At 58.8% G+C, this 22,629-nt stretch carries 21 protein-coding genes and 1 rRNA gene; 10 read left to right on the forward strand and 12 right to left on the reverse strand.

Annotation, left to right across the window (positions count from 1 at the left end; genetic code table 11):
• Positions 1-79 precede the first annotated feature (79 nt).
• The 5 genes from AC5S27_RS17455 to mtnB form a co-directional block, all read right to left on the reverse strand.
• Positions 80-1,581: ribosomal RNA gene (locus AC5S27_RS17455) — 16S ribosomal RNA — on the reverse strand.
• A gap of 978 nt (positions 1,582-2,559) precedes the next feature.
• A complete protein-coding gene (locus AC5S27_RS17460) occupies positions 2,560-3,255 on the reverse strand; it encodes a MarC family protein (protein ID WP_493935843.1) in 696 nt (231 codons plus the stop codon).
• A 332-nt stretch (positions 3,256-3,587) separates the two neighbouring features.
• Positions 3,588-4,337 (reverse strand): acireductone synthase, encoded by a 750-nt coding sequence (gene mtnC / locus AC5S27_RS17465; RefSeq protein WP_493935844.1) that lies wholly within the window; start codon positions 4,335-4,337, stop codon positions 3,588-3,590.
• Entirely contained in the window at positions 4,334-4,903 is a 570-nt protein-coding gene (locus AC5S27_RS17470; protein WP_493935845.1) for a 1,2-dihydroxy-3-keto-5-methylthiopentene dioxygenase, read from the reverse strand. Before AC5S27_RS17470 ends, mtnC begins: the two co-directional genes overlap by 4 nt.
• Before the next feature lie 16 nt (positions 4,904-4,919).
• A complete protein-coding gene (mtnB, locus tag AC5S27_RS17475; RefSeq protein WP_493935846.1) occupies positions 4,920-5,555 on the reverse strand; it encodes a methylthioribulose 1-phosphate dehydratase in 636 nt (211 codons plus the stop codon).
• A 102-nt stretch (positions 5,556-5,657) separates the two neighbouring features.
• Here mtnB and bla point away from each other — a divergent pair, with 102 nt between their 5' ends.
• The 4 genes from bla to AC5S27_RS17495 all read left to right on the forward strand — a co-directional run bounded on the left by bla (position 5,658) and on the right by AC5S27_RS17495 (position 9,668).
• Positions 5,658-6,584, forward strand: coding sequence for a subclass B3 metallo-beta-lactamase (gene bla / locus AC5S27_RS17480; RefSeq protein ID WP_493935847.1), 927 nt, complete (start codon positions 5,658-5,660; stop codon positions 6,582-6,584).
• Positions 6,585-6,593: 9 nt separating this feature from the next.
• A complete protein-coding gene (locus tag AC5S27_RS17485) occupies positions 6,594-7,361 on the forward strand; it encodes an RNA methyltransferase (RefSeq protein ID WP_493935848.1) in 768 nt (255 codons plus the stop codon).
• Between the two features lie 80 nt (positions 7,362-7,441).
• A complete protein-coding gene (locus AC5S27_RS17490) occupies positions 7,442-8,968 on the forward strand; it encodes an energy transducer TonB (protein ID WP_493935849.1) in 1,527 nt (508 codons plus the stop codon).
• 7 nt (positions 8,969-8,975) lie between these two features.
• Entirely contained in the window at positions 8,976-9,668 is a 693-nt protein-coding gene (locus AC5S27_RS17495) for an ankyrin repeat domain-containing protein (RefSeq protein WP_493935850.1), read from the forward strand.
• 11 nt (positions 9,669-9,679) lie between these two features.
• On the opposite strand, the gene AC5S27_RS17500 is transcribed toward AC5S27_RS17495, so the two are convergent.
• Positions 9,680-10,039: a VOC family protein gene (locus AC5S27_RS17500; RefSeq protein ID WP_493935851.1), complete on the reverse strand. Its 360-nt coding sequence runs from the start codon at positions 10,037-10,039 to the stop codon at positions 9,680-9,682.
• A 2-nt stretch (positions 10,040-10,041) separates the two neighbouring features.
• On the reverse strand, positions 10,042-10,227 hold the full coding sequence (locus tag AC5S27_RS17505) for a hypothetical protein (protein ID WP_493935852.1): 186 nt from the start codon (positions 10,225-10,227) through the stop codon (positions 10,042-10,044).
• 57 nt (positions 10,228-10,284) lie between these two features.
• Between AC5S27_RS17505 and AC5S27_RS17510 the strand changes: the two genes are divergently transcribed.
• The 6 genes from AC5S27_RS17510 (at position 10,285) to AC5S27_RS17535 (ending at position 14,428) form a co-directional block, all read left to right on the forward strand.
• Positions 10,285-10,557: a hypothetical protein gene (locus AC5S27_RS17510; protein ID WP_493935853.1), complete on the forward strand. Its 273-nt coding sequence runs from the start codon at positions 10,285-10,287 to the stop codon at positions 10,555-10,557.
• A gap of 77 nt (positions 10,558-10,634) precedes the next feature.
• On the forward strand, positions 10,635-11,210 hold the full coding sequence (locus AC5S27_RS17515; protein WP_493935854.1) for a hypothetical protein: 576 nt from the start codon (positions 10,635-10,637) through the stop codon (positions 11,208-11,210).
• A gap of 151 nt (positions 11,211-11,361) precedes the next feature.
• Positions 11,362-11,640 carry a hypothetical protein gene (locus AC5S27_RS17520; protein ID WP_493935855.1) on the forward strand — a complete coding sequence of 93 codons (279 nt, stop codon included), beginning with the start codon at positions 11,362-11,364 and terminating at the stop codon, positions 11,638-11,640.
• Between the two features lie 212 nt (positions 11,641-11,852).
• Complete coding sequence (gene moaA / locus AC5S27_RS17525) at positions 11,853-12,902, forward strand: GTP 3',8-cyclase MoaA (protein WP_493935856.1); 1,050 nt, start codon at positions 11,853-11,855, stop codon at positions 12,900-12,902.
• Positions 12,903-13,029: 127 nt separating this feature from the next.
• Complete coding sequence (locus tag AC5S27_RS17530) at positions 13,030-14,076, forward strand: sensor domain-containing diguanylate cyclase (protein WP_493935857.1); 1,047 nt, start codon at positions 13,030-13,032, stop codon at positions 14,074-14,076.
• A gap of 181 nt (positions 14,077-14,257) precedes the next feature.
• Positions 14,258-14,428, forward strand: coding sequence for a hypothetical protein (locus AC5S27_RS17535; RefSeq protein WP_493935858.1), 171 nt, complete (start codon positions 14,258-14,260; stop codon positions 14,426-14,428).
• 24 nt (positions 14,429-14,452) lie between these two features.
• On the opposite strand, the gene AC5S27_RS17540 is transcribed toward AC5S27_RS17535, so the two are convergent.
• The 5 genes from AC5S27_RS17540 to AC5S27_RS17560 form a co-directional block, all read right to left on the reverse strand.
• Positions 14,453-15,634, reverse strand: coding sequence for a GTPase Era (locus AC5S27_RS17540; protein WP_493935859.1), 1,182 nt, complete (start codon positions 15,632-15,634; stop codon positions 14,453-14,455).
• A gap of 119 nt (positions 15,635-15,753) precedes the next feature.
• Complete coding sequence (locus AC5S27_RS17545) at positions 15,754-17,112, reverse strand: hemolysin family protein (protein ID WP_493935860.1); 1,359 nt, start codon at positions 17,110-17,112, stop codon at positions 15,754-15,756.
• Positions 17,109-17,717: an rRNA maturation RNase YbeY gene (ybeY, locus tag AC5S27_RS17550; RefSeq protein WP_493935861.1), complete on the reverse strand. Its 609-nt coding sequence runs from the start codon at positions 17,715-17,717 to the stop codon at positions 17,109-17,111. The genes AC5S27_RS17545 and ybeY overlap by 4 nt, the downstream gene beginning before the upstream one ends.
• A gap of 196 nt (positions 17,718-17,913) precedes the next feature.
• Entirely contained in the window at positions 17,914-19,632 is a 1,719-nt protein-coding gene (locus tag AC5S27_RS17555; RefSeq protein WP_493935862.1) for a HEAT repeat domain-containing protein, read from the reverse strand.
• Between the two features lie 232 nt (positions 19,633-19,864).
• Positions 19,865-22,498 (reverse strand): glycoside hydrolase family 9 protein, encoded by a 2,634-nt coding sequence (locus AC5S27_RS17560; RefSeq protein ID WP_493935863.1) that lies wholly within the window; start codon positions 22,496-22,498, stop codon positions 19,865-19,867.
• Positions 22,499-22,629: the final 131 nt, after the last annotated feature.

Here is a 22,629-nt window from a genome sequence, read left to right on the forward strand (position 1 = left end):
GTGTGACCGCCGCACTCTACGTCTCTCGACGTTCCGCATTCGCGGAAGGAGTGCTAAGCGCCACAGCGTTCTCTCTTAGAAAGGAGGTGATCCAGCCGCAGGTTCTCCTACGGCTACCTTGTTACGACTTCACCCCAATCATGAATCACACCTTGGACGGCTGCCTCCCTTGCGGGTTAGCCCACCGGCTTCTAGTACGACCCACTTTCGTGATGTGACGGGCGGTGTGTACAAGGCCCGGGAACGTATTCACCGTGGCATTCTGATCCACGATTACTAGCGATTCCAGCTTCACGCAGTCGAGTTGCAGACTGCGATCCGAACTGAGGCCGGCTTTTTCCGATTAGCTCCACCTCGCGGCTTTGCGACGGTTTGTACCGGCCATTGTAGCACGTGTGTAGCCCTGGACATAAAGGCCATGAGGACTTGACGTCATCCCCACCTTCCTCCCCGTTATCCGAGGCGGTTCCGCCAGAGTGCCCAACTGAATGATGGCAACTGGAGGTAAGGGTTGCGCTCGTTGCGGGACTTAACCCAACATCTCACGACACGAGCTGACGACAGCCATGCAGCACCTATATACAGGTCCCTTGCGGGACGCCGATGTTTCCACCGGATTCCTGTACATTTCGAGCCCAGGTAAGGTTCTTCGCGTTGCGTCGAATTAAACCACATGCTCCACCGCTTGTGCGGGCCCCCGTCAATTCCTTTGAGTTTCAGCCTTGCGACCGTACTCCCCAGGCGGACTGCTTAACGCGTTAGCTACGGCACGGCGGGATTGGGTACCCGCCACACCAAGCAGTCATCGTTTAGGGCTAGGACTACCAGGGTATCTAATCCTGTTTGCTCCCCTAGCTTTCGAGTCTCAGCGTCAGTAATGGTCCAGTGAGCCGCTTTCGCCACAGGTGTTCCTCCTGATATCTACGCATTTCACCGCTACACCAGGAATTCCACTCACCTCTCCCATACTCAAGCCCTGCAGTTTCGTGTGCAGACTTCGGGTTGAGCCCGAAGATTTCACACACGACTTACAAAACCGCCTACACTCCCTTTACGCCCAATAATTCCGAACAACGCTTGCCCCCCTCGTATTACCGCGGCTGCTGGCACGAAGTTAGCCGGGGCTTCTTCTTCCGGTACCGTCATAATCGTCCCGATCGAAAGGAGTTTACATCCCAAGGGATTTCATCCTCCACGCGGCGTTGCTGCGTCAGGGTTTCCCCCATTGCGCAAAATTCCCCACTGCTGCCTCCCGTAGGAGTCTGGACCGTGTTTCAGTTCCAGTGTGTCCGTGCGCCCTCTCAGGCCGGATACTGATCAATGCCTTGGTGGGCCATTACCCCGCCAACTAGCTAATCAGCCGCGACCCCCTCCTGAAGCGAATTGCTCCTTTGACCCGTAGGTATTATGCGGTATTAGCTAAGGTTTCCCTCAGTTATTCCCCACTCCAGGGTAGGTTAGTCACGTGTTACTCACCCGTGCGCCACTGTACTCAGGACCGAAGTCCCTTTCTCGTTCGACTTGCATGTGTTAGGCACGCCGCCAGCGTTGATTCTGAGCCAGGATCAAACTCTCGTTTGAAACTGTTCACTAGATCTAAGCGACGGAGGTCGACTTGATCTAGCAGCACCACGGAGTAAATCCGTGATGACTTATGTTGTGAGAAGATTCAAGCCAAAGCTATCTGTCTTCATCACGACTGGCACGTTCAACCTGTTGTCAAAGATCCTTACGACCCTCCGCCTAAGCGGTGCCGTTTGGATCGAGGCTTAAGACCGGAGTCTTAAGTTGTCCTCGAACTTGTGCGCCGATTTCTACTCCGAGTCACTTTCGTGTCATCGTTTCGTCGTCGTTAGCGCCTTTCCCAGTCTACCGTTTCTTTATCTTTCTGTCAACCTCTTTGTTTTCTTTCTTTTATCGAGCCACTCATCGCCATGGATAGTGGTTGCAACTCGAAGAAAGGAACTCAAGGGAACCGATAAAGCCGGACACGGTGAAATCGCTGATGCGCAAACTTAGAAAGATCAACCAGCAACGGCTCAACGCCGTACCGAGCCAATTTTGGCTCTCGATGCCCACGACAAGTCGTGAACCTCGGGTCTTGCAATGGGGTTGTTCTCTGCGGGATTCCCTACAGGAGATCAGGGGCTCTCGCCTCACCTGTCTCTACGAACCGGCTTCTCTTGTCCCTCTCGGGCTTGGCTACCTGATCTCTCAGGCCGCTCCAGAAGCTCCACTGCTACTTAAACAACTTTCTGAGATTATCACTTCATTCTCAGATTTGCAAGGCCTTAATCAAACTTTCTATTTCTTCCAGCCTTGCCGAGCTGTTTCCTAATTTTGTACTTCTTGCTCCCGTTCGCTTTGTCTTGCGTAGCGCCCGGTTGCAACTTTCTGAGAATAGCAACCCCTGCCTGTCAGCGCAAGGGCTTTTGCCCCCAAAACTCCCCCTTCGTTGTGGAAATGCCGTACCCCAAATCGCGTTTCCCCAATAACCACGCGGCCTTCACGCAATCGTAACTTTTCTTCGTTTTTTGCCGTGGCACGGCCACCTGACAGCTACTTACCCGTCACCTGAGGTGCGATAACACCCAAATCGGTCAGTCCATTGACGAAAAACTGCATAGCCAGCGCCACCAGCATCAGCCCCATGATGCGTACAAGGATGCGAATCCCTGTTTCGCCCATCATCTTCCGCACGCGATCCGCTGCCGATAGCACCCAATAGCTGACAAATGCAGTAAATCCGATGCATCCAACGATAGCCACCAGCTGCCAGGCCTTCGTCACCTGCCCGGCCAGCACCATCACACTGGAGATCGCACCGGGCCCGGCCAGCATGGGAATCCCCAGCGGCACAATCCCGGCATCTTCCTTATGCGAGGCCTCTTCCGTATCCCCCGTCGCTTCCTGGGTAGGCGATCTCTTGGCTTCCAGCATGTCCAGACCGATCAGAAGCAGGATCAATCCACCGGCAACTTCAAAGGCCGGCAGCGTAATGCCAAACATGACAAAGATGTATTTGCCCACCAGGGCGAAGGTAGTCAGAACAATAAAGCAGGTAATGGCGCCCTTGCGCGCCATCCGCGACCGCCGCGCCGGATCCGCTCCCGCGGTAATCGCCAGAAACGATGGAATCGCGGCAAACGGATCGACCAGAAAGAAGATGGAACTGATCGCCAGCAGCGAAAAGCGGAAATAGGGCGTCGTCTGAAGATCATGCAGGACGCCCACCGCTGGATTATCGAAGATCATGCCATGAGGCTACCCCAAGCCGTGCAACAGGACCACATATGGAGAGGGTTCCTATTACCTCTGATGCATGCAGCTTCCGCATAGTTTCGCCAGAGGAGTCCGAAGAGGCTTTCCGCACGCTGTGCAGGGTGGTCCATACATGGAAAGCCGATGGTGATAAACCGCATTCGGGTTCGTCTCTCGGAATCCGGTAATCGACTCGTAGGCATCCAGCACCGGCGCAAGCCTGACTTCTAGCGCGCCAACCCTGCTCTTCTGAGCGATGACGAACGCAAACTCCTCGTCGTCCAGCATCGGCATCTCAGCCTCACATCGCCAGCACCAGAGCATTCTCAAGCAATTTCCTCGAACGACCCAATAACGTCGTGTCCATTTGGATCCGCCGCCGGCGCATTGCCCTCACGCACGCTCAGACAGGTCTGGCAACCAGCCTCCCGCGCCGGATCAAGCTCACGCAGCAAATCCGAAACAAACACGATCTCCCCCGGCGCCACCTGCATTTGCTCCGCAATAGCCCGAAAGCTGTCCGGCGAAGTCTTCGGCCCCACTCGAGTGTCGAAGTAGCAAGTGATCAACCCGGTCAGATCCCCAGCACTCGAATACCGGAACAAAAGCTGCTGCGCCTCTACCGACCCCGAAGAGTAAATCGCCACCTTGGCAGTCCGGCTCCATCGCGCCAAAGCTGGAGGGACATCCGGAAACACTGCTCCCACCAGCTCCCCGCCCTCAAACCCTGCCCGCCAGACCCGCCCCTGGATCGCCTTCAGCGCCGTAGACTTCCGGTCGCGATCCATCAGCCAAAGCAGATAAGCCTCGGCCTCGCCCACATGAGCTTCCCAACTCCCGCCATCCGCCGGCCCAATCAGCACCGGAGCATCCGCGCCCGTAGGCTCGCCAGCCCGCTCAACGGCCAGCAAATCCAAATCCGAAGCGATGGAATCGTCGATCCAAGGCTCCCGCACCTGCTCCCGCAGAAAAGCCCCCATCCGCCGCCGCGCATACGGAAAAAGCTGCTCATACACCAGCGAAACCGGCGAAGTCGTCCCCTCAACATCCAGCAAATAAAGCCGGGCCGTCGTCATATCTGGATCGAAGTCTCAGCGCGAGCGCCCAGATAGGCTGGCCCAAAGCAAAGCGGCTGATACCCCGCGTCGACACCCGAAGCCGTATAGTGCGGCGTCCACCCAGTCGTATCCTGAAACCACCGGATCGCCCGGATCCGCTTATCCGCGCACAGCGTAAACCAGTGCTCCGTCCCCCGCGGCACCCGAATCATATCCCCCGGCCCCACCTCAACCGAGACGACTTTGTCATCCTTATGGAGATAAAAAATCCCGCGCCCCGCCAGAATGAACCGCACCTCATCTTCGGAATGCGTATGCTCTCGATCGAACTTGGCCAGCATCACATCCAGCCCCGGCGTCTCCGGATTCACATCAATGACGTCCGCTGTCTGATACCCGCCCAGCCGCTTCATCTCCTCGATCTCGGCGGCGTAGGCCTCCAGCACCGCCTCTGCCGAAGCATCCTCCGCCACCCGCGAAAGATCCCACTTCTCGTAATCCACACCCAAGGGCGCCAGCTCGGCCTGGATGCCAAGCTCATCGTGAATCGTGCGACCTTCCGCAGGAACCGTCACCACAGCCATATAGAACCCTCTCCACTCAAGATGCGCCCAAAAGCCGCCGCGCTTCAACCTCAAACAAAAACTCCAGCGCCTCCAGATGCCGCCAGGCCCCGGCCACCGACTCGCCCCATGTATAGAGCCCATGCCGCCGCAACAAAAATCCATGCGACTGCGGAAACTCCTGTAAGGTAGCTTCGAGCGCCGCCGCCAGTCCTACATATTCCTGCGAATTCTCCAGCACCGGCACCAGTTCCCGGTGCTCATGCGTCCCCACCCCTGACAGCGCCTTCAGCAATTCATAACCCTCAAGCTCGACTGCCCCTCCAGCAAACCGGTCCGAATGCAGCGTGTTCCAGACAGTGTGCACATGAAAGATCGCCCCTGCCTCCGCAAAATCCCGGTAAACCACCCCATGCAGCAGAGTCTCCGCCGAAGGCTTCCCCGCGCCAGCGAGAACATTGCACTGCAGATCAATCTCCAGCAGGTCGGCAGGAGTAATCGCCCCTTTGTCCAGTCCGCTGGCAGTAATAAAGATCCGCCCCGTCTCGGCATCGCGAAAACTGAAGTTCCCCGCCGTAGCCGGCACCCAGCCACGCGCCGAACATCGCTTCGCCGCCGCACAAAGCTCCTCAGCCTGCCGCAAGAGCCCTTCCGTCCAAACCACCTCAGCCATACACAGAACCCTCGTAACCCTGAAGGCACATTCTCTCAAACCCAGCCGCATCCGTGGAAAATCCCAACTCTACCCATCCCTATACTGATCCCGGAGTCATCTATGCCCGCAATTCTTTCCCGCCGTAGCATTACTCGTCGTTCCATTCTTCAATCTTTGTCGGCAGCCACTCTGGCCAACCTAGCCAAGCCAATTCTCCGCGCTGCCCCAACATCGGGCCTCGACCCAGACTGGACCACGCCAGCCACGCCCCACCGCATCGCCGACAACCTCTATTACGTAGGCAGCCGCGACCTCGCCTCCTTCCTCGTCACCACCTCCGAAGGCCTCATCCTCATCAACAGCAACCTCGAAACCTCCCCGCCACAGATCCGCGCCGTCATCGAAAAGCTGGGCTATCACTATAAGGACGTAAAAATCCTCCTCATCAGCCATGCCCACTACGACCACTGCGCCGGCAGCGCCCAGATTGTCCGCGAAACCGGAGCCAAATACATGGTCATGGACGCCGACGTTCCCGAAGTTGAAGCCGGCGGCCGCACCAACTTCCGCTACGCCAACGACAAAAGCATGTGGTTCCCCACCGCCAAAGTCGCCTCAACCCTCCGCAACGGCCAGCAGGTCAAGCTCGGCAACGCAGTCCTGACCGCCCACAAAACCGCCGGCCACACCAAAGGCTGCACCACCTGGACCATGCAGGTCACCGACAAAGGCAGGTCGTACAACGCGGTAATCGTGGGCAGCCCGAATGTCCTCTCCAGCTACAACCTCATCAACGACCCCAAATACCCGAATATGGCCGCCGACTTCACCCGCCAGTTCCAAACGCTGAAGTCGCTCCCCTGCGACGTCTTTCTCGGCGCCCACGGCGGCTACTACGACATGCTCGAAAAATCCGCCAAACTCACCAACTCCACCACCAACCCCTTCATTGACCCCGAAGGCTACAGAGCCTACATCGCCGACCGCCAGCAAGCCTTCGAAACCGAGCTAGCCCGCCAGAAGAAAGCAGCCACCCACACCGCTTAAAATCGAGTCTTGCTCACCCCCGCCCAACTCGACCGCATCGACGTAGTCCTCGTCACCCCACGCAACCCGCTCAACATCGGCGCAGCCGCCCGCGCCATGGCCAACTTCGGCTTCCGCCGCCTGTTGATCGTCGCCCCCTTTGCCCATAACTGGATGGAGGCCAAATCCGCCGTCGGCGCGCCCGACCTGCTCCGTGATGCCATCGTCTACGAAACCCTCGCCGAAGCCGTAGCCCACGCGACACTGGTGATTGGCACCGGCTCACTCGACCGCCGCAAGCCCGAACAAGCCATCCTCGACCTGCCCGCTGCAGCAGTCCAGATGCGGGAAGCAGCCTCCAGCGGAGACTCCAAGAGCCGCGTAGCCCTGCTCTTCGGCTCAGAAAAGCACGGCCTAACCGCCGACGAACTCTCCTGGTGCCACGCCATCACCGTCATCGACACCGCCGATGCCCAGCCCTCGATGAATCTAGGTCAGGCGGTCGCCGTCTGCCTCTACGAAATCTCCAGAACAGTCTCGACCACGCAGGAAGCCCCAGCCGCCAGCGCCCCACCTCAACTCACCAGCAATGCAAATTCCGAGCAGCTGGACCGCCTGGCCGGCCTCATCGAAGAAACCATGGAGTCCGTCAATTACGCCACCCGCGGCATGCGCTCAGCCAACGGCGAAGCCCTGCGCATCCTCCTCCGCCGCCTCATGCCCAACGATGCCGACCTGCGCCGCATGATGGGGCTGTTCCGCCGCATCCTCTGGCAACTCCGCCGCCCAAATCCCTAGACGAATCCGTCGTGAATGACAAAGTTTGCAGAACGTTGTCAATAAATTGCCGAATTCCTGCTACAGTGCGGGCAAGGCACATGATCAAGACACGTTCGTCCTCCCCCTTCGCAAGTGTTACCAAGACTGTCTCCGCAAGGCGGACAGCTCTGCTCACCCGCAGCTTCTCCGCCCTCCTCATCACCCAACTCGTCATCGGCCCCGCCATCCTGAGCGCGCAAACCCCGTCGGCCCCGGCACCCGCCACACCGCCTCAACCTGCGCCGACTCCGGCAGCGCCCCAGGCCCAGCCGCCCGCTGAACCGCCCGCCAACACCAAGGGCGGCGAAATCACCGAAGAAGAGGTTAAGTCCCTCCTGGTCGGCAAGCAGCTGTTCCTACGCGGCGGCTACCTCGGCGAATCTCTCAGCTTCGACATCCACGGCGACCCCACCGGCAACCCGGTCCGCGGCTCCTACACCCTATCCGCTGTGCAGATCGATAAGGTAAGCCTGACCAAGCACCATCTCGAACTCGAAGGTGTCCGCTACGCGATCCACTTCCTTGGCGATAACCCCTATGACGATCCCGGCAAAGACGTGGAACGAGTCAGGATCACCCCCAAGAAGAAAACTTTCCGCGTGACCATCCAGCGCGAACTGGTTTCCAAGGTCAAGAAAGAAAGAGAAAAATCCCCGAAGGAGAAGGTCAAACCGGCCATGGGCGCGGCCGCAGGTACCGATCAACCCCAGCCCGTCGTCGCGTCCTCTGAAACCGATCCGGCCACCCAGGCAGCAACCACCTCAACAGGCAATGAACCTAAGACAACGGCCAGCGCGGTGAGTGATCCCGTCACCGGCGAAACGACCGTGACCGTTACGATTTCTCCGGCAACCTCTGCGGCGCTCCTGCGCACCGCCATCACCAAAATCTTCTCCTTTGGCATTGACGACAAGCTCAAAGCCCAGATGCCAGACTTCTGGCAGCTCTACTACGAGGCCCAGGCCACCCACGTTGCGTACCACTCCAAAGACCCCAACGTCTACCGCGCCAACGCCGTCGACCAGCAGGCTAAACTCACCAGCTCCATAGCGCCCGACTCCAACGAATTCGCCCAGGCCAGCGGCATCGCCGGACGCGCCCTCTACCGCACCGTCATCGGACCCGACGGCCGCCCAGCGGAAATCGCCGTCCTGCACCCGATCGGCTTCGGTCTCGACGAAAAGGCCGTCGAAGCCATCCGCAAAGCCACCTTCCAGCCCGCCATCAAAGCCGGAAAGCCTGTAGGCGAAACCCTCGACCTTGGCGTCATGTTCCGCATCTATTCCAAGCGAACATCCGTCGCCGCAGCAGCAGCGCCGGACGCGGAACCCAAACCCGCCGAACCCGTCAGACCAGGCCCCTTCACGGTTCGTGCGCCACAACCTCAGCCGGCAGCGGACGCGCCCCCTGCAACAGAAGCTCCGAAGCAGCCCGATTCGTCCCAACCCCAGCTCCAGGATCCCGGCGCGGACGAACCCGCGATCGTAATTCCCGCCGAACCCGTCACGCCGCCGGCGACTGACGCGAAACCCGCCCCAAAACCAGAAGAGAAACCCGCACCATCAACAACCCCAAACCAGCCATAATGGAGTCATGAGCCAGCAATTCCTCAAGCACATCCAGCGCGGTCAGGCCCCCGAGGTAGCCGAAGCCGTCGAAGCCGACCCGTCACTCGTCACCTTCCGCGATGCACAGGGCGTCTCCGCGCTGATGTGGGCTATCTATAGCGGCCAGACCACCATCCGCAACTTCCTGCTCGTCCAGATCTCGAACCAGGGCGTCCCGCTCGACCTCTTCGAAGCAGCAGCCGTAGGCGACACCGCAGAAATTGAAGCCGCTCTCGAACCTGAGCCCAGCCAGCTGATTCAGCTCGCCTCCGACAACCGGATCCAGAATTACTCCCCCGACGGCTGGACCGCCCTGCACCTGGCCGCAGCCTTCGGCACCCCGGAAGCTGTCAGGCTCCTGCTCGACCGCGGCGCAAAAGTAGACGCCGTGAGCAAGAACCCGCAGACCAACCAGCCGCTCCACGCCGCCATCGCGCTCAGCCGCAACCCTGAAACCATCAAGCTGCTGCTGGAAGCCGGAGCTGACCCCAACGCCCGCCAGACAGCCGGCTACACCGCGCTTTTTTCAGCCGCGGCAGCCAACCGCCTGGACTTGGTCGAATTGCTTCTCGCCCACAGCGCCGACCCCAAGCTCACCAACGACTTCGGCCAGACCGCAGCCACCTTCGCCCGCGAGCGCGAGCACATTGCACTGGCAGACTGGCTGGAAACTCTCTAGGCAAGGCAAACTCAGTCCCCCAGCGGCTCCCAAAGCTCGACCTTGTTCCCCTCCGGATCCCAGAACCAGCCGAAGAGCCCAAAATCGTACTCATCGCGCTTCGGATCCACCTTCACCCCGGCCGCCTCGAGCTTTTCGATCACCGCAGCCAGCGAATCCACCCGGAAATTCACCACCGCCTGCTCTCCCCCCTCGGCCTTCGCCTCCGGAAAAAAGGAAAACGCCGTCGTCCCCGCAGCTTCCGGCCCCTCGAAGCTGGCGAACCCGTAGTCACTCACCGGTATGCCAAGATTCTCTCCGTACCACTTCAGCAAAGCCTTTGGATCCTTCGCCTTGAGAAACACTCCGCCGATTCCAACTACCTTCGCCATCACTACTCTCCTGTCTCATTGCCGCGTTCAATTAGGGTTTCCAAGCTGGGCTTGTGTTTCTCGCCCCGCTCGTCCGGCTTAGGCTTCTCTTCCAACACGCGCCCAGGCTTAGGCTGCCCCACCTGGTCCCGAGCATTCGACTTCACCGCTTTCGTTACAGAGAACTTCTCCACTTTTCGTTTCGTCATCGCACCTCCGAGTATGGAATACTTTCGTCTGGGAAGAAAGCGGGAGTTAACTCACTTATGGAAGAACGCGATTTTTTCACAGAAACCAACGAAACGCGCACCCACACGCTCGTCTGCCCTCACTGCGGCCAGCCCTCCGATCATCAGATTCAATGGGTAGTCCGCCGCAAGCGCGCCCAGCTCCCTCGCAACGCCGACGACCGCGACCGGGCCCGCTTCGCCAATGCCCAACCCTACATGGTCCGCCGCGATGACATGGTAGCCTGCGGCAACATCCGCTGCCGCAAACGCTTCGAAATCACCCAACTCCAAACCCTGGCCTTCCTCTAGCCAGCTATGATCCCACACGCCATCACACATTTTGGAACACGCAGGACTCTGTGACTCGACCCGCACGATTGAGCGACATGAATAAAACTCTATCTATGTCTCAACCAAATCCAGCCGCTAAGCCATCACCGCTTCGGTTTTATGATCCTGAACTTCAGAATTTGATGAATCAGGAAGAGATCGACCGCGAAGGGATTGAACGCGCATCGGATACCAGCAAACGTCTGCTTGCTGAGTATTTTGAACAGCTAATTCCGTTAAGAGCACGATTCAGCAAGCAGACGTACTCCCGGCTCTCCGATCGTAAGCTCCCTCTTTTCGATAGCGATCTTCTGGAGTTCTCTTTCGGCGATACACCTCACAAGTCGGGAAGCAAAAAGATACGAGAGACCTCGGTGAAAGCAGTTTTCGAAAGCTTTTCGGGCAATTTTATTCATACCTTGCGATATCGCCAGCTTTCCTCTTTGAACATTAATGTCCCCAACGAAAGATGGTTTTCACGTAGCCAGGGAAAAATCGTTGATAGCCTGTTGGCTGATGAAGTTACGCCCGGAGAAGATGACCAGATGAGGCACTCTTTCCTGTTCGCTTCCGGAGCGACAATCGTTATCGAATTTTCGAAGATGATCTGGGACGCCAAACCCGTGAAATAAAACAGTTCCTGTAAACAAACCCAACTATCAACGTCTTCCCAAAAGCACAATTTCCACCTCGCGTCTCATTCCCACTTGCCCAACCTCCCCGCCCCCGATTTACAATCCAGAAGACGCAGTAGAAACCCGAACCACCCCGGAGAACACAGCCATGGCCAATACGCTCCTCCCCGTCGCCGAACGCAACCTCACTCCCGACCAGGTAGAGGCTCTCGACAAGCGCCGCGAATGGGGCCTGACCCTCCAGGTCATCGCCGGCCAGTTCACCGTCGTCAGCATCCTGCTCTCCCTCTGGGTCGGCCAGGATCTCACGTACTCGCCGGGCTGGGCGCACCCCATGGCCTACTATATGGCCATCGCTGTGACCATCGTCCTCACCTGCGGTACCGCAGGCACCATCATGCGCAGCGGCTCCGTCCCCCTCGACTAGTCGCCTGGAAACCAACAGACATCGTGAGCGCGGCTTGATTCCTCAAGCCGCGTTTATCTTTGTGTTCTAAAGAGACCTCTAGTTGCCGTTGCTTCTTTTGTTGTCATTCCCGCAGGGAATCTGCTGCTAAACCCGCAGTCGCCTGTGCTTCCCAGCAAACCCCACAGTATCCCGTCATAGCGCGATCCCCCGCATATGCGATAGCCTTAGCCATGGCCACTCTCCCGGAGATCGTCGCAAACCAAGCCGCTCTGGGTCGCCAACTGCCGGATCAGCTCTTGGACAGCCACGGCCGCCTCATCACCGACCTCCGCGTCTCCATCACCGATCGCTGTAACTACAAGTGCGTCTATTGCCGCACCGGCCAGGTCGGCGCCCAGTACGCCGAACTCTCTACTGCGGACTACCTCCGCATTATCCGCAACTTCGTCGCCCTCGGCATAGAAAAAGTCCGCCTCACCGGAGGCGAACCGCTCCTTCGCCGCGACCTGACCGAAATGGTCCAGGAACTGGCAACCTGGCGCACCCTCACCGGTGACAAGCTCGACATCGCCATCACCACCAACGGCCACCTGCTCGAAGACCTGGCCGCTCCGCTCAAGAGAGCCGGACTGAGCCGAGTCACCGTCAGCATGGACGCAGTCGATGCCCCTACCTTCGAACGCATTACCCGCGTCCCCAACAGCTTCCAGGCAGTCGTCCAGGGCATCCGCGCCGCCCAGCAGGCCGGCTTCGAACGCGTCAAGGTCAACTGCGTCCTCCTCCGCGGTTTCAACGACGACCAGGTCGAGGCCTTCGGCGAATTCGCCCGCCGCGAAAACGTCATCGTCCGCTTCATCGAATTCATGCCCCTCGAGGAGGACCGCCTCTGGTCCCCCGAGATGGTAGTTCCGCTCCGCGAAATCGTGGAGCGCCTCAACAAAGTCCACCCAATCCACCAGCTCACCCCAAACGCAGCCAGCGAAACCGCCCGCCGCTATGGCTTTGCCGACGGCACCGGAGAAATCGGCATCATCGCCCCCGTAACCCAGGCCTTCTGCGGAGCCTGCAGCCGCATCCGCCTCACCTCAGACGGCAAAATCCGTACCTGCCTCTTCTCCCATAACGAACACGATCTCTATAAAAAAATGCAAGAAGATGCCTCAGACGAAAATCTGCAGGAGTTCATCCTACGTACAGTTCTTAGAAAGGAAGCACGGCACCACATCGGCGAACCGGGATTCCTGAAACCATCCCGCTCCATGGTGCACATAGGCGGCTAGAATTCCGCCTTTCTAGAAGGCAGCTCCACTCAGATATGATGGCGTAACACGCAATCTTCAGCCGACCCCCGCGGCTCTTATCTTTATACCGTTCTGTTACTTAACTGTGTACGATTGGCTGCCGCCGATGCCGAAGTCGCCCGTAAGCCGAGGCCCGCTGGATGACCTGTTGGTCTTCCATGAACTGGCGCGTTCGCTCACCTCTACGCTCGACCTCAATGCCATCCTCCGCATCATCCTCCAGTACATGGACCGCTTCATCGACGCCCAGCTCTGGGCCCTCCTCATGGTTGACCCCGCCCGCCAGGAGCTCTATTACGTCTCTCCAGACGGTACAGAAAGCTCCCGTCTCGCGGGCCTCCGTATCAAAATGGGCGAGGGACTGGCCGGCTGGGTCGCCCTTCACGGCGAAACCCTCATCATCCCCGAAGCCTCAACCGACCCGCGCCTGACCAACACCGGAAGCAGCGGCACCAATGGAAACGGCTTCACGATCCGCTCCGCCGTCGGCCTTCCCATCCGCGGCCGCAAAGGCACCCACGGCGTCGTCGAAATCTTCAACCCCAACATCGCAGAAGGTTCCGAATACACCATCGCCTTCCTCCACATCCTCGTCGACTACGCCGCCATCGCCATCGAAAACGCCCTCGACGTCGCCCGCGCCCAGCAGCTCACCATCACCGACGACGTCACCGGCCTCTACAACGCCCGCCATCTCTACACCGTCCTGCAGAGCGAACTTGATCGCGAACGCGAATCCTCCCGCCGCGACAGCAAATCCCTCAGCCTCGTCTTCCTCGACCTCGACCGCTTCAAGCTCGTCAACGATCTCCACGGACACCTCGTCGGCAGTGATCTGCTCGGCCAGGTGGGCCGCCGCATCCGCGAACTCTGCCGCAAGACCGACCTCTGCTTCCGCTATGGCGGCGATGAATTCGTGATCCTGATGCCCGAAACCACCCGCGAAGAAGCCCTGCGCATGGCGAAATCCATCCACACCAACCTCGCCAACACCACCTTCCGCCTCAGCAACGGCAAAGACCTGAAAGTGGGCGCCAGCGCCGGAATAGCCGCCTACCCCGGCGACGGCCGCACCGTCCACGCCATCCTAGGCGCAGCCGACAAACGCATGTATTCGGTAAAAAGCTCAGGCCGAGGCCGCATCGAAGCGTAAATCTGCCACTCTTGACTTCGTTTTTGCAGTTGCTTTTTGGTTTGTCATTCCCGAAGGGAATCTGCTGTTGCTTCTACTTTTCTAATAGGTCTACCAATACCGAGTGCCTCACCCTTCGGCGCCGTTCGCGGAGGGGTGGGACGAACAAATACGGTTCTACACTTCTTTAGGGACACTCCACATGCAACTCAAGGTAATCACAACCTATGCCGATCACGAGGCAGCTCTCAAAGAGATCGAGCGCCTGTGGGGAGCCGAGGAAAACACCCCAGAAAGCGATCGCCTTGAAGCTCTCGTCTCACTTGTGGAGGCGTACGAACTGACGACTTTCCCTATGAGTCCTTCTCCGTGAACAAGAACAGAGTCGAGGGGGCTCCTACTCCCCCAGATTCCCCTCAACCTCATCCGCCTGCCGCGCCGCCATATCCTCAAGCTGCCGCCGCCAGTCCAGCGTGTCAATAAACCCGCGCGACTCCCGCCATCCCGGTTCTACAATCACCCGCAGTTCCAGGTACACCCGAGTCCCCAGCAGCGACTCAATCTCCTTGCGCGCGCCGGTCCCGATCGCCTTCAGTTTCGCGCCCTGCTTGCCAATCAAGATCGCCTTCTGCCCATCCCGCTCGCAGTAAATCGCAGCAGCAATGCTCGTCACCGGCAGCTTCACCTCAGCAAATCCGCCACCCTTGATCGGCCGCGGCTTCTTCGTCTTACCCGTACTCGGAGGTGGCTCCTCAAACTTCTCAATCACCACAGCCGAGGCATACGGAACTTCCTCGCCCGTCTCCATCAAGATCCGCTCGCGAATCAGCTCCGCCACCAAGAATCGCTCCGGCTGATCCGTAAACTGCTCCGGCGGAAAATACCGCTCTCCAGTGGGCAGATACTGCACCAGCTTCTCAACCAGCGTCTCCAGCCCATCCCGCTTCTTCGCCGAAACCGGAATCACCTCGGCAAATTTGTACTGCTTCATCAACGAATCGATCAGCGGCAAAAGCTGCTCCCGCCGGATCAGATCAATCTTGTTGATCACCAGGAACACAGGGCAATCCAGCTTCTTGACCAGCCCAAGAACAAAAGCATCTTCACTCCGCCAATCATCCCGAACCGCAGCCTTGGGAACATTCCCCTGCGAGCCCGCACCCTCTCCATCGACCGGCGCAGAACCCTCAGCAGGCTTCTCCCCCTCAATCCCATCCCCAAACTGAACAGGAGCCGCACCCTCAGACTCTGTCACCAGCCCGGCAGCCCGCGAAGCATCCACCAGCAGCACGACAACATCGCGAGTTTCAAGCGCGTCGTAGACCTCCTGCATCATCCGCCGGTCAAGCTGTGTCCCCGGCTTATGCACCCCAGGCGTATCCACAAACACAATCTGCGCCGCGCCGTCATATCCAGCCTTCTTCGCCTTCGCCGGAACCTCGAGCACACCCGTAATCCGGTTCCGCGTCGTCTGCGGCTTGCTGGTGACAATCGCCACCTTCTCGCCCACCAGCGCATTCAGCAGCGTGCTCTTACCAGCATTCGGCCGGCCCAAAATCGATACAAATCCAGACTTCAAAGATGAACTCCACTTCTCTTACAAAACAACAGATCCGGGTGCCCCACCCTCGCCACGTTTCTGTTTTTGTGGCTAGGGTGGGATACAGATATCTACAGCCCTTTATAGTCCTTTACAACCTACTCAACTGAAGCCTCGTTCGGGAGACGCGACCCATTCTCTTCAGCGTCTGACAACGCTCCCGCCGCATCCGCAACCCGAATCCGCACCAGATCCACCCGCCGGTCCGTAGAAGCCACCACCTCAATCCGCAGCGACCCCACCTCAACCACCTCGCCTGCATGAGGAATCCGCCCCTCGGCCTCACTCACCAGCCCGCCAACCGTCTGCGCCTCAAATTCCTCATCCTCAGGCGCCCAGTCCGGCCCAGCAAACTCCTCAATCCGGTCAACCGGAAACCCGCCCGGCACCAGCCAGACCCCATCGCCCTCAGCCCGGGCATCCTCTACGCGAGCATCATCCTCATCCTCATGCTCGTCGCCAATGTTGCCCACAATCTGCTCCAGCAGATCCTCAATCGTCACCAGCCCCGCCACCTGCCCGTACTCATCAATCACGATCCGCATATGCTGCTTCTCGCGTTGCATTTCCCGCAGTAGCTCCGGACCCTTCTTCGTATCCGGCACCTCAGCCGCCGGCCGCTGAATACTGCCCACCGTCCGAGTCCGCGCCTCAACGTCCCAAATCTGCAGCAAATCATGCGTAAACGCGATCCCGGTGATGTTATCCAGCGTCCCCGAATACACCGGCACGCGCGAGAAGTTGTTCTCCCGCAACGCTTCTAGAAACTTCTCCAGCGACATCGACTCCGGCACCGCGAATATCTGCGGCCGCGGCGTCATCACATCCTTGACCAGCTTGTCGCCAAATTCCACCGCCGACCGCACCAATTCCCGGTCGCTCTCCTCCAGAATCCCCTCTTCTTCACCTGCCTCCAGCAGCGCCTCAACATCCCCGGCAGCTTCCTCCTCGGCGGTAACTGGCTCCTCAGCCAGATTCGCAACCGAAAGCAGAAAACTCACCAGCAGCGTCACCGGAAACACCAGGAACAGCATCGCCCGCACCAGCCAGATCAGCCGCACCACCCACAGCCCGCGCGTCCGCTGAAACAGCAAAAACGGAATCACCTGCGTGCAGAACACCGCCACCAGGATCACCGCCAGAACCGCCTGCGCCACCTCATCCAGAGTCGGACGCCCAAGCTGCCCGGCGAAAACCGCACCCCGGTCGTACAGCAGCTCTCCAACCCCCAGCGCCAGCAGCCCCACACCCAAATGCATCAGCACCGCAGCGGCCAGCGAAGCCCGCTCCCGGCTCATCCAAAGCCGCGGCTCTACATGCTGCTCCCACGCATCCAGATTGTCCTGCACCTCGCGCGAAAGGATCTTCCCAAACTCCGAATACACCCGCGCCATATAAGCCGCCAGCGTCACCAGCACAGTCAGCACAGCAATCAGGCACAACGAATAAACATTCATCGCGCCACCTTCCCGCCACGCCTACCAGTTTTTGTCTCTAAGGTAGGCCGGGGCTTCAGTCCCGGCATTAAGCCGGAACGAAGACGTGGGGCTTTAGCCCCTGCGGTACGCCCGCCCTCAACCCGCTCAATCAATCCCAGCGGCAGCTTCAACTGAGCCCGCAACCGGCTCTCCCGCCGCGCCATCTGCCCCGCATCGGCCTCATGATCCATCCCTGACAAATGCAGCATCCCATGCAGCATCAACACCCGCAACTCCACAGAAAGCCGATGCCCCTGCTCCGCCGCCTGCCGGGCCGCCGTCTCCACCGAAATAGCCAGATCCCCGGCCACGCCAGTCACCTTGGCAAACTCGGCATCTGCCGGAAACGAAAGTACATCCGTAGCCTTGTTCTTCCCGCGAAACCGCCGGTTCAACCCGCGAATCCCAGCGTCAGTCGTAAGCAACACGGAAACCTCACCCTTCAATCGCACAGCCCCCTGTGCCTCGCGCAAATAGCGCATCAGCGTCGGTCGAGTAGGAAGCACAGCCCGGGAATCCCCCGCAGCCTTAAGCCCAGGAAACCCCTGAACCGCCTCCAATTGGTTGTCATCAAAGAGGATCATCGTCTTAAGACAAGCGAAACAAATCCACCCGTCAACTTTGATGATACGTGAAAGCGTAATACGAGCCTGAGCCAAAGCATCCTTAGCCTGTCTGGAGTGACGTTTCCAAAACAGACCTTCTACTTCACTCAGCTAACCCGGATAGCCGGTAAAACTGGCCTTATGCGACGCTTCACCCAAGAAATCAATTAAACCGCTATGGATTCACACAGGATGCGACTCCAAGTATCCCATCCTTTGACGAGAACACCACCACCCGGCCTGCGGTGTCTACTGCAAACTGGTCCGACTGCAATTTCGTCCAGTTCCCAGGTTCGCCAGGCAAGTGAACAATCTCCGTTTGAGTCCAACTCCCGTCGCCGTTGGGGTTCACTTTCAGCACATACCCATAATTGAAACCCATATGCGCCAAGCCAAACACCACAATTGCGCCTCCATCGTCATAGTCCAGTCCGCGCACATTATCGCGATCTAACATCACTGGCACTCCATTGCCTGGAATCCATGTCAGGTCGCCTCCCCATTCGCCGTGGTCTGTCCCTACGACTTCCCCCCTGACATCGCCGTTCGAGATCCTTAGAGCGTGTGCATTCACATCTCTGGTCTGCTGGATTCTGAACTTCTCCCGCTGCCACTGCCAGACTTTGCCCGGGCATACCTCTCGTTTGCCACGAATTCCATCGGTGATCAACGAGGTTGGGTCAATCTGCATCCCGCTGTGCATTGTTTTCCACGGGAACCTTTCCAATCGACCCTCCGGCGAGCGCAAAGCAGACGCCGCATGTGCGGCACCGTCCCTCAGTTCAACGAGCCAGTAGCTGGTAGCCAACTTATCCAACTTCACGATTGCATTCTTATCTCCGAGCCAGCCAGCTCCCCAAATTGCTGCATACACGACTCGCCAATCTTTCGAGTCGAGCGCCTCGTTGATTTTTTCAACTGCTGGCCCGTAGTTGATATATCCCAGCACTAAAATGCCATAGGCGCGCTCCGCTTGATTCTCAGAATCCAGAAACGGCATCAGTGCTTCTCCTGCCGCACTTACCGCAGGTCCAAACTCACCAATCTCACTTAGACATTGAACTGATTCCAGAGCAAGGAAATCAAATCTGGGCGCATGAGGCTGGCATGCTTTAGCCAACCACTCAACCACAATGGGATTGCGAACCGCGGTCAGCGTAATGTCTACCTGCTTCTTGATCGCCGGCTCGTTGCTTACCAGCAGTTCATGAAGTCCGATGCTGGCCTGCTCCGCTGCGGAACCCAGTGCAGCAATGCCTCTCAGCGCCGCGACACGTTTCGGTACCGATTCCTCTCGATCAAGAGCCAGCGCGGTCCAAGGAGCTGCATACGCAATCGGAATAGGTTTCATTTTGGCGACTACTTCGGCTGCGAGGTGAGCCTTCTCGTCGCTCTCGAGAAGCGGCATCAGTTCTGGCAGCGCCCTCGCACCAAGTTTCGAGAGGACAAAGCCGGTCTGATTTTCAACATCGGTTCCTTGCGTTAGATCCTCAACAAGAGCATGGATGGCTGCCGGTGAACCTATCTGGCCGAGAGGCCTTGCTACCCAACCGCCATGATCCAACAAAAGAGCGGCACGTAAGGCTGCAACGTCGTCAACCGTCCAGCTTCCCCAGTCTGCCAATATCGCGCCAGCGACATTCCGCCAACCGGCATGACTTCCAACGGTTCGCCTTAACAACTCCTGCTTGGCAGGTTCCCCGAAACGGCGAAGATCGCGGGCTAAAATGTCGCCGTTGCTACCTTCCCCATCGTCTCGCGCCGGCACCACTTTGTCTAAGAGCGTCAGGCAAGCCGCTAGCGGAGTACAGGTTTCCAAACCTTTGGGAACCGGAATGGCCCCTGCTGCTTTGGCAACGAGAAACAGAGCAATTGCAAGGAACGCCTTGCACATGGAAATGTCTCCTCAGCGATCAATCTTCTGAGTCGTTATTCGATTAGACACCGCCCGGACAGAAAGTGGATTTTGCAGCTCAGAGCACACTGTTTGCCTGCGTACCGGATCCGCCGGCAGCGGCTCGAGTCAGAAAACCGCAGCCGACCGTGGACACCACGTTTCCGCGCCGCTGACCATGACAGCCAGCCTTGACGCCCACCATGCACTGTAGGCCACAGTCCGAATCGCTCTATTGCGACTCCTTCACAAGCGCATCCGCAGCGTTGCCCGCCACCCCCCAGCTCGCCGACCCCGCCACAACTGCCTCATCCTCGAACCACAGGAACCCGAAATCGTCGATGCACTCGGGAAAGTCCGGCTTGATCACGATGTATCCCGGAATCACCGCGCCCGGAATATACGCATTGTCCGCGCGATTGTTGCTGTAAGTCTTCGTCTTCGACACGGTACCCACCCCGGCCACATACGAAGTGCTCGAAACCGGATGCGTGCCAAGAATGTAGTTGACGGCACGGAGCGTGTACTCCGGTCCCACCAGATCCGGAAACGTCTTGTGCAGAAAGTACATCCGGATCGCCATGTCGACGACAGCTCCCGATCCGCCCCAGGTCCCCACGCTCGGAGGCACGCCAAACGGTGTGGCGCCCAATTCCTTCTCCTGCGCAGCCATGTAGGTCTTCACCGCTGCCCGCATCTGATCTTTCGCGCCAGCGTCCAGGTAAGGCAACGCCCGTACCGCAGTCCAGCCACGGAAGCCCATCTGCTCCGCAGTAATGACCTGAGGAAAAAGCTCCTTCAGGCGCGACTTGTACGGCTCGGCGCCATGCGTCGCAATGGTCAACTCCAGCGCCGCAGCCCAGTCCAGCCCAACGTTAAAGCGCCCAAAGCCCGCTGGCGGCGCAGGTGGTGCCGGCGGAGCACTCACCGCAGCAGCCGCCGGCTTGACCGGATGGCCCGTCCCGCCTTGAGTACCGCTCTGACCACCAGTCGCCCCACCCTGAGACGCAGCCAGCACACCGCCCTCAAGCGCGCCATCCGGAGCCTCCGCGCCAAACCCCCTGCCCGCGAAACGTGTGGGGTGAGCCTTCTCGTCGTTCCACGCTTTTATCGCAGTGTCCAGGCAGTCCTTCGCCAGCACATCGTCATAGCCCTTCAGCGTATCGGCCGCCGCAGCCAGCGCCGCAATCGCATTCCACTGGAAGAACGGGTTGGTCGTCGAGAAGATCCAACGGTCGTCCGGCTTTCCGGAATAGTCGCCCTTCACCTCATTCAGACCAAGCTTCGGGTCATAGATGCGGCCATCGGTCTTCGACGCACCATCGCCGAGATGCGTGTACTGCCGCAGGTCCGGCTCATGCGTGCCACGGATCGAGTGCCCGATGTTGTGAAACTGCGCCAGGATCAGCAGCGCCCCATGTTTCACCTGCTCCACCGTATCCGGCACGCCATCCGGCCGATGCATCTCAACCTCGCGCGCGACTTCATCCACAGAGAGCTCGTCGTACTTGAGATCGAACTCACGATACGCCAGCGCCAGGCTCTGAATCACGCTCAGTTGCGCCGGCTCCTCCAGGTCAAAGTCGCCCGCGTCATACCAGCCGCCCACGTTCATCCCCGGAATATGATCGCCGCCCTTCCACTTCCCATCCGTCGCCGTAGCCTGATTCCAGCCGTCAAACTGCTCCCCGACCACCGGCGCCAGCCGCCCATCATCCAAGTGCGAAGCCCCATGCCACACCCGGTAAGCCTCGCGAACCGCAACATGATCCATCTGCTCGGCAATGTGATGATCCAGGCTGTCCTGCCAGATGTTCGCGTAAGCGTCCTTCGAGATCGGAAAAGGCGCAGTCCGCTGATCCGCGTACTCAATCACATACAGCCCAGGATCCTTCACCTGCGTGAAGTCGAACTTCGAATATACATAGCGCAGCCACGGCGTCGCAGTCGTAATCGGGCCCTCGAACACCTGCTTATACGATCCGTCCTCGGTCAGGCGCAGCACCTTGGCAGTCTTCGGACCACTGTACTTCGGGTCAAGCTCAATCACCGCCTCCTTGGAGAAACCCGGCGCATACCCTACCTGGCTATGCGCAATCATCGGCGGGCGCGTCCAGTTCGGAATCACATCCGGCCGGATGTGCCACACAATCGCACCAGTCGTCTTGCCGGCCGGAATCAGCGAACGCAGCACGAACCAGCCATTCTGCGCGCGGTTGCGTCCATCGAACAGCATCAGGTCGCCCGTCTCCGATATCACGTTGACCCGTGCCAGCGCATCGTCGATGCCCAGAGTAATGCTCCTACCCTCGGCAAACGGCAGCGGCTGCGTGTATCCCTTGGCCTTATCCCAATCCTCCAGGTAGTAAGCCTTCTTCGGCTCATCCGCCAGCGGCAAAGCCTTCACCATCGCATCGTTCGGCGTTCGTGGAAAGATGCCGGCCTTGGTTCCATCCACCAGGTAAGCCTTGCCCATATAGATCGAAGGCAGAAACTCCAGATTGAAACCAGCCCGCCCAGCCAGCTTCTCCGGCAGCGGCTTATCGAGATTGATGCTCACCCTTACGCCGCCCGGTTCCGCCGCCACCTCCAGCGTGTAGCCCACATCAAAGGTCGGGAAAGCGAGGTCCGCAGTAAGCCGGTTGTTCGCCTTATCGGCATGGCGGCCTTTCAGCGTCGCCACCAGATCCCACTGCTCAGGCGTCGGCATCAGGCGCACATCGCCGTTGGTGGCAATACGCTGGCCATGGAGAATCATCTCCATAGCCGTGTTCTTCTGATCGACAAAAACCGGATGATACGTACTGTCGTAGAGAAATACGCTAAACCCCTGAGTATCGAGGTAATTCTTGTCGTTCACCTTCATTGAAAAGTCAGAGGCAAACAAGCTAGAACCGCCAGTTAGGGCCAGAAGAAGAAACACTCTCATTTTGGTGAGCATAGATAGGGGTCACTGTCTCCGCCCAACAACATAACACGGAGTGCGCATCGCCGGTT

The sequence above is a fragment of the Acidicapsa borealis genome, from assembly GCF_059115245.1.